At 71.6% G+C, this 11990-nt stretch carries 13 protein-coding genes and 1 pseudogene; 6 read left to right on the forward strand and 8 right to left on the reverse strand.

What is annotated here, in order from left to right:
• Nucleotides 1-247: pseudogene (locus tag WH85_RS25190) on the forward strand (ATP-dependent Clp protease ATP-binding subunit ClpC); the annotation flags it as partial.
• 174 nt (nt 248-421) lie between these two features.
• Nucleotides 422-1012 carry a DUF4291 domain-containing protein gene (locus tag WH85_RS25195; protein ID WP_045744476.1) on the forward strand — a complete coding sequence of 197 codons (591 nt, stop codon included), beginning with the start codon at nt 422-424 and terminating at the stop codon, nt 1010-1012.
• Between the two features lie 7 nt (nt 1013-1019).
• Here WH85_RS25195 and WH85_RS25200 read toward each other — a convergent pair whose 3' ends face one another.
• From WH85_RS25200 to WH85_RS25215, 4 genes are all read right to left on the reverse strand, one after another.
• Complete coding sequence (locus WH85_RS25200) at nt 1020-1529, reverse strand: 2'-5' RNA ligase family protein (protein WP_045744477.1); 510 nt, start codon at nt 1527-1529, stop codon at nt 1020-1022.
• 7 nt (nt 1530-1536) lie between these two features.
• Nucleotides 1537-2289, reverse strand: a complete 753-nt coding sequence (locus WH85_RS25205) for a hypothetical protein (RefSeq protein ID WP_045744478.1) — start codon at nt 2287-2289, stop codon at nt 1537-1539.
• Nucleotides 2290-2382: 93 nt separating this feature from the next.
• Nucleotides 2383-2922, reverse strand: coding sequence for a peptide deformylase (locus WH85_RS25210; protein WP_045744479.1), 540 nt, complete (start codon nt 2920-2922; stop codon nt 2383-2385).
• Complete coding sequence (locus WH85_RS25215) at nt 2919-3428, reverse strand: glycine cleavage system transcriptional repressor (protein WP_045744480.1); 510 nt, start codon at nt 3426-3428, stop codon at nt 2919-2921. The genes WH85_RS25210 and WH85_RS25215 overlap by 4 nt, the downstream gene beginning before the upstream one ends.
• Before the next feature lie 21 nt (nt 3429-3449).
• Between WH85_RS25215 and WH85_RS25220 the strand changes: the two genes are divergently transcribed.
• Nucleotides 3450-4346 carry an HhH-GPD family protein gene (locus tag WH85_RS25220; RefSeq protein ID WP_045744481.1) on the forward strand — a complete coding sequence of 299 codons (897 nt, stop codon included), beginning with the start codon at nt 3450-3452 and terminating at the stop codon, nt 4344-4346.
• 27 nt (nt 4347-4373) lie between these two features.
• Here the strand turns inward: WH85_RS25220 and WH85_RS25225 are convergent, their stop codons facing one another.
• From WH85_RS25225 to WH85_RS25240, 4 genes are all read right to left on the reverse strand, one after another.
• Nucleotides 4374-5000 carry a hypothetical protein gene (locus WH85_RS25225; protein ID WP_045744482.1) on the reverse strand — a complete coding sequence of 209 codons (627 nt, stop codon included), beginning with the start codon at nt 4998-5000 and terminating at the stop codon, nt 4374-4376.
• Nucleotides 5001-5286: 286 nt separating this feature from the next.
• On the reverse strand, nt 5287-6387 hold the full coding sequence (gene disA / locus WH85_RS25230; RefSeq protein ID WP_425394662.1) for a DNA integrity scanning diadenylate cyclase DisA: 1101 nt from the start codon (nt 6385-6387) through the stop codon (nt 5287-5289).
• A 167-nt stretch (nt 6388-6554) separates the two neighbouring features.
• Nucleotides 6555-7976: a DNA repair protein RadA gene (radA, locus tag WH85_RS25235; RefSeq protein ID WP_045744484.1), complete on the reverse strand. Its 1422-nt coding sequence runs from the start codon at nt 7974-7976 to the stop codon at nt 6555-6557.
• Between the two features lie 138 nt (nt 7977-8114).
• The gene (locus tag WH85_RS25240; RefSeq protein ID WP_052720785.1) at nt 8115-8855 is read right to left on the reverse strand and encodes a hypothetical protein; all 741 of its coding nucleotides are present in this window, start codon (nt 8853-8855) and stop codon (nt 8115-8117) included.
• A gap of 403 nt (nt 8856-9258) precedes the next feature.
• On the opposite strand from WH85_RS25240, the gene WH85_RS25245 reads away from it, so the two are divergent.
• From WH85_RS25245 to WH85_RS25255, 3 genes are read left to right on the forward strand one after another with little or no spacing between them, the layout of a single operon-like run.
• Nucleotides 9259-10413 carry an acyl-CoA dehydrogenase family protein gene (locus WH85_RS25245; protein ID WP_045744486.1) on the forward strand — a complete coding sequence of 385 codons (1155 nt, stop codon included), beginning with the start codon at nt 9259-9261 and terminating at the stop codon, nt 10411-10413.
• Nucleotides 10414-10423: 10 nt separating this feature from the next.
• Nucleotides 10424-11488, forward strand: a complete 1065-nt coding sequence (locus tag WH85_RS25250; RefSeq protein ID WP_045744487.1) for a type III polyketide synthase — start codon at nt 10424-10426, stop codon at nt 11486-11488.
• Nucleotides 11485-11937, forward strand: coding sequence for a DUF6023 family protein (locus WH85_RS25255; protein WP_045744488.1), 453 nt, complete (start codon nt 11485-11487; stop codon nt 11935-11937). Before WH85_RS25250 ends, WH85_RS25255 begins: the two co-directional genes overlap by 4 nt.
• Nucleotides 11938-11990 lie beyond the last annotated feature (53 nt).

An 11990-nucleotide genomic window follows, 5' to 3' on the forward strand; every position in this document is an offset into this window, starting at 1 on the left:
CAAGGGCTTCGACCCGGTCCTCGGCGCCCGCCCGCTGCGCCGGACCATCCAGCGCGAGCTGGAGGACACCCTGTCCGAGCAGATCCTCTTCAACGAACTGCGCCCCGGCCAGATCGTCGTGGTCGACTGCGAGGGCGACCCGGAGAAGGTCGAGAAGGCCAAGCTGGTCTTCCGCGGGGCTGACCGTGGCGTGTCGGTGCCGGATGCGGTTCCGGCCGACCTCGGGGTCAGTAACACCGAGGAGTAGGACGGTTTCATCGAGAACGGCCCGGACCTTTCGGTCCGGGCCGTTCTTGCTGTTCGATACCGCATATCACATGATTCTTCGCTAACAACTCATTGGAGCGGTTGACCGATATTTCGCCTGAAGTGCGCGGCAAAATCGATGGCCCGGACAAGGCCGCGGACGGATCATCGGCGGATGCATGAAGTACGAGCCGACTACGACGATCGAACAGTGACCGTCTACCAGGCCTACTCGACGGCGATCGCAACGCCGGCGGTGGCCGCCGGACGGTTCGTGGAGCCGTTCAAACGGGACCGGATGACCTGGATCAAGCCGTCGTTCCTGTGGATGATGTACCGCTGCTCGTGGGCCACCGCGGCGGGCCAGGAACGGGTGCTGGCGGTGACGATCACCCGCGACGGGTTCGAGTGGGCGCTGGAACGGGCCTCGCTGAGCCACTACGTGCGCGGTCTCCACAGTGACCGGGCATCGTGGCAGCGGGACCTGAAACGGGCACCGACCCGGGTGCAGTGGGATCCGGAACGGGACCTGCGGTTGCGGGCGCTGCCGTACCGGTCGCTGCAGTTGGGGCTGGGCGGTTCCGCGGTGCCGCGCTACGTGGACGAGTGGACGGTGTCGATCACCGACGTGACGCCGCTGGTGCGGACGATCCGCGACCACCTCGGCGCCGGGGACGAGACGGCCGCCGCAGCGCTGCTGCCGGCCGAGCGGCCCTACCCGCTGCCACCGGAGACGGCCGCACGTCTGGGCGCCGCCGCGACCTGACCGTGTCTCAGAGCGGGTGGAGGATGTCGTTGGCGTGGTCGGCCAGGGCGGCGCCGGTCACCGTGGCACGCAGGGGCAGGATCTCCAGACAGCGACGGATCGCCGGCGCCATCATCGGGTTGGGGACACGCAACGACACGGTGCAGTGCGGGACCCAGCGGCCCGGCCGGTAGTGCTCCCACACCTCCACGCCGCCGGCCGTCAGACGGTCGTGGACGGCCCGGTGATGGTCCAGGAGTTCGGCGGTCACCGTGACGCCCAGCCAGAGGACCCGCCCGACGAACTGGCCGGCGAAGTCCATGCTCACCGTCAGGTCCCGGGCGACCTGGAAGCCGCTGAGCGCGTCCGCCACCGCATGCGGGTCGAGGCGGTGGGCGGCGGCGAGCGAGATGTGCGGCCGGTGCTTCTGGTGCAGTGATCCCATGGTCGGGATGCCTTCGGCCTCCAGCGCGCGCCAGAGGGTACGAAGTCGTCGTGTCGCGTCTACGTCCAGGTAGAGCTCGAGTGCGGCGACCAAGGGACGGTCAGGCGACGATCGACAGGGTGACCGGCTCGCTGATGATCGTGCCGAGGCGGGACCGCAGTTCGTACTGCCCGGCGGCCGGGACCGGACCGGACGGGGTGGTGCCCTCGCACTGCGTGGACTGGCGGCCGTTCCAGGTGACCTGGTACTCGCGCTCGGCACCCGGGGCGAAGGACCGCAGGTCGCTGTCGGCGGACGGGTTGCACTTGTCCGACGACCAGAACTTCTGCGCGCCCTGCTCCAGGTAGAGCTCCTGCGGGCCGGAGCCCACGTCGCGGTTGCAGGTCCGCGTCCCGACGTTCTTGACCTTGATGCGGAGCTCGACCGGCACGCCCCGCTTGACCTCGGCGGCCGCCGGGATCGGCGTCACCGACAGCTCGGAGTCGGCGCAGGTGCCGTCGGCGGGCAGCGCGGCCGTGCCGGAGCCGGCGCTCGCGGTGGAGCCGAACGTGACGGTCGGGTCGGTGCCGGCCGGCAGCTCGTTGTCGTCCGGCGTCGCCGACTGAAGATCGGCCGGGTCGGGCAGCGCGGGACCGGCGCCCGGCGCACTGTCCAGGAAGGACGGGGTCGGTGAGGCCGACGCCGGTGCGGGCGTCGGATATTGCGTCGACGCGTTCTTGGTGCCCGAATCCTTGTCGTCCCCGCCGGAGCAGGACACGAAGAGGACGATGACGCCGAGCAGCACCGCGCCGAGAACGACCGCGCGCCGCCGCCAGTAGACAGAGGCTGAGAGGGGACCAACCGTCGCACGCATGATGCGCACACGGTAGACCGCATACCCGGCGCCATGTGCACGACGCGCCGGTTATGCGACACCAACTCGCGATTCGCTCGTTAGAGACTGCCGTCAGAGGTAGACCTTGCGCTGGTAGATGGCGTGTGCTCCGGCCACCCGATCGAGGAACAGCTTGCCGCCGCAGTGATCGATCTCGTGCTGCAGGGCGCGGGCCTCGAACGCGTCGGTGGCGATGGTGACCGCCTCGCCGCTGCCCGGCAGGACCGCCTCCACCACGATCCGGCCGGCCCGTTTGACGTCGCCGGTCAGGTCGGGCACCGACATGCAGCCCTCGCGTCCGGGACGCCAGCGACTCGCCTCGATGATCTTCGCGTTGCAGAGCACGAACGTGCCGTGCGAGGTGGCCGTCTTCGGGTGGCCGACGACGTTCAGGGAGAACATCTGCACGCCGACACCAACCTGCGGAGCGGCCAGACCGACACAACCCGGTGACACCCGCATGGTGGAAACCAGGTCCGCCGCCAGCTGCACGATCGCCGGGTCGGTGGGGTCGACCTCCTCGCCGACCGTGCTCAGCACACTCGCCGGGGCGGTGACCACGGGCAGGACCCGGCCCTCGGGCCCGGTCCACTGGAGGTCGGGGTCGCTCACAGGATCTCCGAATCGGAACGCCGCAACGTCACGTCGACGCCCAGCTCGGCGGCGGCCACGGCGAGCCGCTCGGCCAGCTCCTCACCGGCGCCGGCGGGCAGATCGACCTCGGCGACCAGCACGTACAGCGGGCCGGTCAGCCGGGTGGTGAGATCGAGGATGTTGCCACCCGCGGCGGCGACCACCCTGGTCACGGCGGCGACGATGCCGAGACGGTCGGCGCCGTGCACGCTCACGAGGTAGGGCTCGCCGGCCGGCTTGCCGTCCGACTCGGGCTCGACCCGGCGGACCGTGGCCAGCAGACCGCCGGTGGTGATCGGGGCCAGCGCGCCCTCGACCTCCTCGGCGGTCGGGCCGTTGCAGACCAGGGTCATCGCGAAATGGCCCCGCAGGCGGGTCATCGTCGAGTCGGTGAGGTTCGCGCCGACGCCCGCGAGGGCTTCGGCCACGTCGGCGACGATGCCGGTCCGGTCCGGACCGATGACGGTGATGGCTAGCTCATGCACCCGCCTACAGTAAGTCCTGCTATGACTCTCGCCGACGACGCCATCGCCTGGTACCACGCCAACGCTCGGGATCTGCCCTGGCGGCAGCCCGACACCACTCCTTGGGGGGTCCTGGTCAGCGAGGTGATGCTGCAACAGACCCCCGTCGTCCGGGTGGAACCCGCCTGGAGATCCTGGATGACGCGGTGGCCCGATCCGGCCGCGCTCGCCGAGGATCCGCCGTCGGAGGCGATCCGGATGTGGGGGCGGCTCGGCTACCCCCGGCGGGCGATGCGCCTGCACGCCTGCGCGGTCGCGATCGTGGAACGCCACGACGGGCGGGTCCCGGACGACCTCGACCAGCTGCTGGCGTTGCCGGGGGTGGGGACGTACACCGGCCGCGCGGTGGCCACCTTCGCCTACCGCCAGCGGCATCCGGTGGTCGACACGAACGTGCGCCGCGTGGTGTGCCGGGTGGTCGAGGGCAAACCGGACGCCGGTCAGGCCACCACGACCGCCGACCTGGTGGCGATGGAGGCGCTCCTGCCCGAGGACGCCGAGACCGCGGCGGTCGCCAGCATCGCGTTCATGGAGCTGGGCGCGATCGTCTGCACCGCCCGGTCGCCCAAGTGCGTGGACTGCCCGTTCCACACGGTCTGCGCCTGGCGGTTGAAGGGCGAGCCGCTGCCGGAGGGCCCCAGCCGCAAGCCGCAGCGCTACGCCGGGACCGACCGGCAGGTGCGGGGGCTGCTGCTGGAGGTGCTGCGGCACACCGAGGGCCCGGTGCCGCGCCAGCGCCTGGACATGGTGTGGACCGACGAGGTGCAGCGCGCCCGCGCCCTGTCCGGGCTGGTCGAGGACGGTCTCGTCGAATCGCTGGGTGAGGACTTCGTCCTTGCCGGAGACGGCCCGAAAGGCGACGTTCAAAAGCTCTTCTGAGTACGCCTACCGTGAGCCCGGCCCCCGTCAGGAGGCCGGGCAGGTCCCCGGATCGGCCCAGACCCCGGTGTGGGTGGCCGGGGAACTGTCCCGGACCTCGACCGGTTCCGTGGTCCGGAACACCTGGTCGGTGCTCTCGCCCGGGGCGACCCGGACCGTCTTCCCGCGGACCTGGAACACCGCGTCCACCGTCGCGTCCGTGCCGTTGCCCAGCCGGATGTGCAGCACCCCGTCGCAGTAGCTCTCGAAGCTCACGGCCGGGGTGACCGTGCAGTCGCCGGTCCCGCCCCGGTACGTGTCCAGGCTCGTGCCGCCGGCTTTCGCGCCGATCGAACCGACCACCCGGGCGCGGCAGGCCGGCACAGCGACCTCCATGGTGACTGTCGACCGGTCCGCCGTGATCCACACCCGGTCGCTGTCGTAGGCCGATCCCTGATCGGTGTACGACACCAGCGTGAACGCCTGCTCCTGGCCCGCACAGAGCGGTTGTTCGGCGGTGACCGTGGCGGTGCCGCCGGCCCCGTCGAACGTGTGCCGGTAGGTCGCGGTGGCGGCGGTGGCACAGTCCGGGGACGAGCCCACCGCGGATGCGGCACCGGTGAAGGCGGCGGTGGCCAGGACGGCGCCGCCGAGAGCGAGCGTGAACCAGCGCAAGATCGGCCCCCGGATGTCGGGTCGGGGGCGGTCTCACCACTGACTCCCCGGGCCGTCATGCGGTGACCGATAAGTTGCTCGGCCCGGATCAGAATCTCCCCTGCGGGACGCCGCGACGAGCGGCTGGCCGCAACGGTAGGTCCCCGTCGGGCGAACCCGAAAGGGTTGACTACGCAGGGTGATCGTGTCGTCGGTGAAGTCGTGCCGGATTGGCGGCTTATGCGGCTTACCTCAACCCGACTGTCCGAAGCTGGAGTGACCCATCTCACCGGCGGGGGAACGGGTCCTAGACGTACCGCTCCAGGATCGACGCCTCGGCCAGCCGGGACAGGCCCTCCCGGACCCCGCGGGCCCGGGCGTCGCCGACACCCTCCACCGCCTGCAGATCCTCCACCGTCGCGCCGAGCAGCCGCTGCAGGCTGCCGAAGTGATCGACCAGCCGGTCGACGATCTGCGGAGGGAGCCGGGGCACCTTGGCGAGCAGCCGGAACCCACGCGGCGACACCGCCGAGTCCAGCGCGTCCGAGGCCCCGGCGTAGCCGATCGCCTTGGCCACCGCGATCAGGTCGATCATCTCGGTGGCGGTGAGCAGGTCCAGCTCGACCAGGCCCTCGTCGAGGGTGCGTGACTTGCGGCCGGTCGGCAGGTAGTCGCGGATGACCAGGGTGCGGTCGGCGTCGACACCGGCCATCAGCTCGTCGAGCTGCAGGGCGAGCAGCCGGCCGTCGGTGCCGAGCTCCACCACGTAACCGGAGATCTCGTCGGCGATCCGGCGGACCATCTCGAGACGCTGCACCACGGCGACCGCGTCCCGGACCGTGACCAGATCCTCGATCTCCAGGGCGGACAGGGTGCCGGACACCTCGTCGAGGCGCAGTTTGTAGCGCTCCAGGGTGGCCAGCGCCTGGTTGGCCCGGGACAGGATCGCCGCCGAGTCGTCCAGGACGTGGCGCTGCCCGTTCACATACAGGCCGATGATGTGCATCGACTGGCTCACCGAGATCACCGGGAAGCCGGACTGCTTGGCCACCCGCTCGGCGGTGCGGTGCCGGGTGCCGGACTCCTCGGACGGGATCGACGGGTCGGGCATCAGGTGCACGGCGGCCCGGACGATGCGGGTGCCGTCGCTGGAGAGCACCACCGCCCCGTCCATCTTGCACAGCTCACGCAGCCGGGTGGCGGAGAACTCCACGTCGAGCGCGAAGCCGCCGGTGCAGATGGTCTCGACCACCGCGTCGTAACCGAGAACGATCAGCGCGCCGGTGCGGCCACGCAGAATGCGTTCGAGGCCGTCACGCAGCGCCGTGCCGGGAGCCATCAGGGCGAGGTTGGCGCGCAGCGGATCACTGGCGCTCCCGCTGAGTCCGGAGCCGGTCGGCGGGGTCATCGCGCGATGACCCGCGCCGTTGACGCCGGGGCGCGGCGTGGAACTGGCTGCGGCGGGTCGGGAAGCATCGCGGTCGAGCGGCACCTGGACATTCTACGGACTGTTATCCACGTCAACGAGGCATGGTTCGATGAATGCTCCGTAGCGTGATGATTCGTGACCATCAGTCACCGCGTGCCGTGGGCTGCCGAGGCGCGCGCCGCGCTCTGCAGCGCCGACCGGAGATCACCGACCTCGATCACCTCCATGCCCTTGGGCGCGCCGGCCTCGCCGTCGGAGCCGCAGCCCGGCGGGACGAGCGCGACCTTGAAACCGAGCCGTGCCGCCTCGGCCATCCGCCGGCCCACCGCGCCGACCCGGCGGATCTCACCGGTCAGGCCGACCTCGCCGATCGCCACCAGGGTCGGTGCCATCGCCAGGTCGAGACCGCCGGACGCGACCGCCAGGGCCATCGCCAGGTCGGCCGACGGCTCGGTCAGCCGGATGCCGCCCACGGTGGCCGCGAAGACCTCCCGGTTGTAGAGCTTGAGCTGCTTGGTGCGCCGCTCCAGCACCGCCAGGACCATGGCGAGGCGGGCGCTGTCCAGCCCGGAGACGGTGCGCCGGGGCGAACCCTGCACCTCGGCCCCGATCAGCGCCTGCACCTCGGTGACCAGGGCGCGCCGGCCCTCCATCGCCACGGTGACGCAGGTGCCCGGCACCGGCTCGAGATAGCGGGTGAGGAAGAGGCCGGACGGGTCGGGCAGGCTGGTGATGCCGCCCTCGTGCATCTCGAAACAGCCCACCTCGTCGGCCGCGCCGAACCGGTTCTTCACCCCGCGGACCAGGCGCAGCGAGGAGTGCTTGTCGCCCTCGAAGTGCAGCACCACGTCGACCAGGTGCTCCAGCACCCGGGGGCCGGCGACCTGGCCGTCCTTGGTGACGTGACCCACCAGGACGGTGGCGATGCCGCGCTCCTTGGCGATCGCGACCAGGGCGGCGGTCACCGCGCGGACCTGGGTGACGCCGCCGGGGACGCCTTCGGTGCCGGGCGCCGACACGGTCTGCACCGAGTCGAGGATGAGCAGGCCCGGCTTGACCGCGTCGAGGTGGCCGATGACCGTGCCCAGATCGTTCTCCGCGGCGAGGAAGAGGCGGTCGCTCAGCGCACCCAGCCGCTCGGCCCGCAACCGGACCTGGCTGACCGACTCCTCACCGCTGACCACCAGCGACGGGGTGCCCGCGTGCTTGGTCCACTGATGGGCGACGTCGAGCAGCAGCGTGGACTTGCCGACACCGGGCTCGCCGGCCAGCAGCACCACCGAACCGGGGACCAGGCCACCGCCGAGCACCCGGTCGAGCTCACCGACACCGGTGGCCACCGCCTGGGCGGGGGCGGCGCTGATCTGGGCGATCGGGCGGGCCGGCTCGGCCGGCATCCGTGAGCTGACCACCCGGCCGGAGGCCAGCGGCACGCTCACGGTGGACTCGACGACCGAACCCCACTCGCCGCACTCGGGGCAGCGGCCGAGCCATTTCGGTGGCTGGTGGCCACAGGCGTCGCAGAGGTATGCGGGCCGGGGCGCCTTGGCGGTCTTCGAGGACGTCACACCGACAAGCTAGCTCGCCGGTCCGACAATCCGGTCCGGTGCCCCGCGGCGGTCGAGCTCAGCGCCCCGGGCCGGCGTTCCGACTCGGGGCTTGAAGATCGGGGCTTGAAACTCAGTGCTCGGGCCGAGCGCTCGGGCTCAGTGCTCCGACTCGGAGCCCTCGACGGCCTCGGCCGCACCGCGGGAGGCCGGGGTCAGCGGGCTGGCGACCGGCGCCTGCAGCACGAGCTCGGGGGCGCCGTTGCTGAACGCGAAGACCAGGTTGACCGCGGTGCCCGGCTTCAGCGGCTCGGACAGGCCGACGACCTGCAGCGGGCTGGCGTCACTCGGACGGAACAGCGCGGTGCTCATCGCCTCGACCTTGATGCTGGCGGCGGTGACCGACGGAGCGGCGCTCTCGCTGGGCTCGGCCGACGGGGACGCGGAGTCCGAGGTCTCCGGGTCGGCGGACTCGCTCTCGCTCGCCGACGGGGAGGCCGAAGCACCCCCGGACGGCGACGGGGAGGCGCTCTCCGACGGTGACGCGGACACGGACGGGCTCGCCGCACCGACGAAACCGACCTTGTCGGCGGCGACCACCTGGGCGCGGTCCGGCGCCTGGCTGGTGATCGTGACGGTGATCGCCTCGGCGGTCTGGTTGTAGAGGCTGAGCTCCAGCGGGGCGTTCTCGCCGGCCTCGTAGCCCTCGATCCCGTTGTACTCCACCTGGAGGTTGCGGACCAGGACACTGCCGTCGGCGCTCTCCGAGTCCACGCCGGCGATCGGCGTGTCCAGGATGGCGGTTTCCGCGACCTGACCGGCTGAACAGCCGGAGATCAGGGCAGCGACCGTGGCGGCACCCGCGACCAGGCCGGCGCGACGGGTTCGCAGCGAGCGCATCACGATCCTCCAAATAGAGACACCAAGGTGTTAGATCAGCGTAATGGGCGGCGATCGGCGGCGTGCGCCTACCCGGGCATCCGGCGCCGTGATCAGGTCGATCGGCCGTTGAGGGCCGGCGGCAGGCCGGCAGCGTGGTGGCGAGGGTGACCGCCGCGCCGGGTTCCGGACGGGCCAACTTGATCACGTTGAGTGCTTGTCGCGTGACCGCCGGTGTGGCGGGTGGGGTGATCTCATGCGAGGCTCGACCGCATGTCCCCTCCCGGCCTGTTCCGGCGGCCCGCGTTCCGGCGTACCCCCGGTGGTGGTCGCCTTGTTCCGACGCTCTCCACGGTTGTCCTCTATCAGGGCATCGGCCGCGAAGCCGGCCGCACGCCGGACTCCCGCTTGGTAGGAGAGGTTCATGCTTGATGAGGCCCGCAGACTCGCCCCCCGCTTCGCCGCCCGCGCCGCCGCCACCGACCGTGACGGCACGTTCCCCGTCGAGGACTTCGCCGACCTGCGCACGTCCGGGTTCTTCGGACTGACCGTGCCGTCCACGCTCGGCGGCGGCGGGGCCGGCTTCGCCGAGTACGCCGACGTCGCCTACGAGCTGGCCCGCGGCAACGGCGCCACGGCGCTGGTCTTCAACATGCACGCCTCGGTCACCGGTGCCCTGGTCGGGGTCAGCGACCGGATGGCCGAGACCCTGGGACTCCCGCACGAGGCCCTGGCCGCCCGCGACGAACACCTCAAGGCGGCCGCCGCGGGCAGCTGGTACGCGGTCGCGATGAGCGAACGCGGCGCCGGCTCCCGCCTGTCCGAGATCAGCACCACGTACCGGCGGACCGAGGACGGGTACCGGATCGCCGGCGCCAAGACGTTCTGCTCGGGGGCGGGGCACGCGGACGCGTACCTGATCGCCGCCCGCGCCGAGGACGACCCCGCCCAGGTCTCGCAGTTCCTGGTCCCGGCCGGTCCGGGCCTGCGCGTCGAGGAGACCTGGGACTCCCTCGGGATGCGCGCCACCGGCTCGCACGATCTGCACATCGACGTCACCGTCCCGCCGGCCGCGCTCCTGGGCGGGGTGGAGGGCCTGGCGCTGATGGTGGCGCAACTGGCGCCGCACTGGATGGTGGCCAGTTACGCGGCGGTCTACGTCGGGGTGGCCCGCGCGGCGGTGGATGCCGCCGTCGCCCACCTCACCGAACGCGGCCTGACCCACCTGCCGTCGGTACGCACCCGGATCGGTCGCGCCGACGCGGCGGTGGAGGCCGCGCACCTCGCCGTCCGGGAAGCCGCCCGCCGGGTGGACGAGAAACCCGGCGACGCCGAGACGAAACGCTGGGTGTGGCGGGCGAAACTCCTCGCCGGAACCACCGCGGCCGAGGTCGCCGCGTCGATGCTGGAGGCGGCGGGCACCTCGGCGATGCGCCGCGGTAACCAGCTGGAACGGCTCTACCGCGACGCCCGGGCCGGCTCCCTGCAACCCGCGACCAGCGACGTCTGCGCGGACTGGCTGGGCGTGGAGGCTCTCGGCGGCGACCCGGACGCCGGTGGCGTCACACCCCGATGGTGAGAGGCCGGTCATGGCAGCGGTGATCAGTGGGATGGGCGTGGCGCTGCCGCCCGCGACGGCACAGGCCGAGGTCTGGGACGGCTACTTCGCCCGGCGGTACACCGGGGCGCAACGCCGCATCGCCCGGCGGATCTTCGAGAATTCCGGGGTGCGGACCCGGCAGGCCGCGGTCAGCCCACTGGTGGAGGACGTCGCGAACTGGTCGACCGAACGCCGGATGCGCCGTTACCAGACCGAGGCGATCCCGCTCGGCAAGGCCGCGGTCAGCCGGGCTCTGGAGACGTCCGGGCTGAGCGCGGGCGATGTGGGTCTTTTCGCGGTCTGCTCGTGCACCGGCTACGCCACCCCGGGCCTGGACATCCTCCTGGCCCGGGACCTCGGGATGTCACCGACGGTGCAACGCCTCTTCGTCGGGCACATGGGTTGTTACGCGGCGTTGCCGGGACTCGGCGCCACCTCCGACTACGTGACCGCCCGCGGCCGACCCGCGCTGCTGCTCTGCGCCGAACTGACCAGCCTGCACCTGCAGCCCCCGGCGGACCGCACCGACATCCAGCAGATCGTGTCGCACGCCCTCTTCTCGGACGCGGCGGTCGCCGTCGTCCTCACACCCCGGGACCAGGCCCTTGCGGGGTACGCCGTGCGTGAGGTCGCCGCCGTCACCGACACGACGACCGCCGACCACATGACCTGGGAAGTCACCGACCTGGGGTTCCGGATGGGCCTGTCCGCCGAGGTGCCCGCCGTGCTGGCGGCGCACGTCCGCGGACTGGTCGACGACGTGCTCGCCCGGCACGGCCTGACCGTGGACGCGATCGACGGCTGGGCCGTGCACCCGGGCGGTCCGCGCATCCTCGACGTCGTCCAGGAACAACTGGGCCTGGACGACGACGCGCTCGAGGCCTCCCGCGGGGTGCTGTCCGCCTACGGCAACTGCTCCTCACCCACTGTGTTGTTGGTGCTGGATGCGCTGCGTAAACGACAGTTGCCGCCGCGGCGCATCCTGATGCTCGCGTTCGGCCCGGGACTCACGCTCTATGTCACTCTCCTGGAGGCCTCTACTCTCACAGCGTGAACGGCGAACGGGGACGAGGACTGGTGCTGCACACGACCGCCGCGCTGATCCTGGTGGCGGCCGTGGTGTGGTGGATACGCGCGGCGCCGCGGCCGGCGACCGACGCGCGGGTGGCCGAATGGCGGGGCTCCGCCGAGCAGCTGTTGCCGGACACCGGGCGGCAGGAGATGGCGGCGAGCGTGGCGCTCGCCGCCGGCACCAGCCACGAGGAGGTGGCCGATGTCGGCGGCGGCGACTTCACCGTGTCGGTGGTCTGCGCGGGCGCCGAGGGCAGCCGGGTCCGGGTGAGCCTGGCGGAGAACGAGTCGGGCCGCGGGCTGGCCTGCTCGGGCGACCGCACGCCGGAGATGTTCAGCCTCGGTCTCGCCGACGAACTGCACCTGCGGATCGCGGTGGACGACGCCGGGCCGGTGATCTTCCGATACAAGCTGGAGCGGTCTCTCGGCTGATTTTCCGGATATCAGTCGAGGCTTTATTACTGGGGCTGTCCTGCGCGATTGCC

Source organism: Actinoplanes rectilineatus (assembly GCF_000962825.1).
GTDB lineage: Bacteria > Actinomycetota > Actinomycetes > Mycobacteriales > Micromonosporaceae > Actinoplanes > Actinoplanes rectilineatus.

What these genes read in the sequence shown, in the direction of transcription:
- WH85_RS25195 (WP_045744476.1), top strand. Translation starts at nt 422, where the DNA reads ATGCATGAAGTACGAGCCGACTACGACGATCGAACAGTGACCGTCTAC.
- WH85_RS25205 (WP_045744478.1), bottom strand. Translation starts at nt 2,289, where the DNA reads ATGCGTGCGACGGTTGGTCCCCTCTCAGCCTCTGTCTACTGGCGGCGG.
- WH85_RS25220 (WP_045744481.1), top strand. Translation starts at nt 3,450, where the DNA reads ATGACTCTCGCCGACGACGCCATCGCCTGGTACCACGCCAACGCTCGG.
- disA (WP_425394662.1), bottom strand. Translation starts at nt 6,387, where the DNA reads ATGACCCCGCCGACCGGCTCCGGACTCAGCGGGAGCGCCAGTGATCCG.
- WH85_RS25240 (WP_052720785.1), bottom strand. Translation starts at nt 8,855, where the DNA reads ATGCGCTCGCTGCGAACCCGTCGCGCCGGCCTGGTCGCGGGTGCCGCC.
- WH85_RS25245 (WP_045744486.1), top strand. Translation starts at nt 9,259, where the DNA reads ATGCTTGATGAGGCCCGCAGACTCGCCCCCCGCTTCGCCGCCCGCGCC.
- WH85_RS25250 (WP_045744487.1), top strand. Translation starts at nt 10,424, where the DNA reads ATGGCAGCGGTGATCAGTGGGATGGGCGTGGCGCTGCCGCCCGCGACG.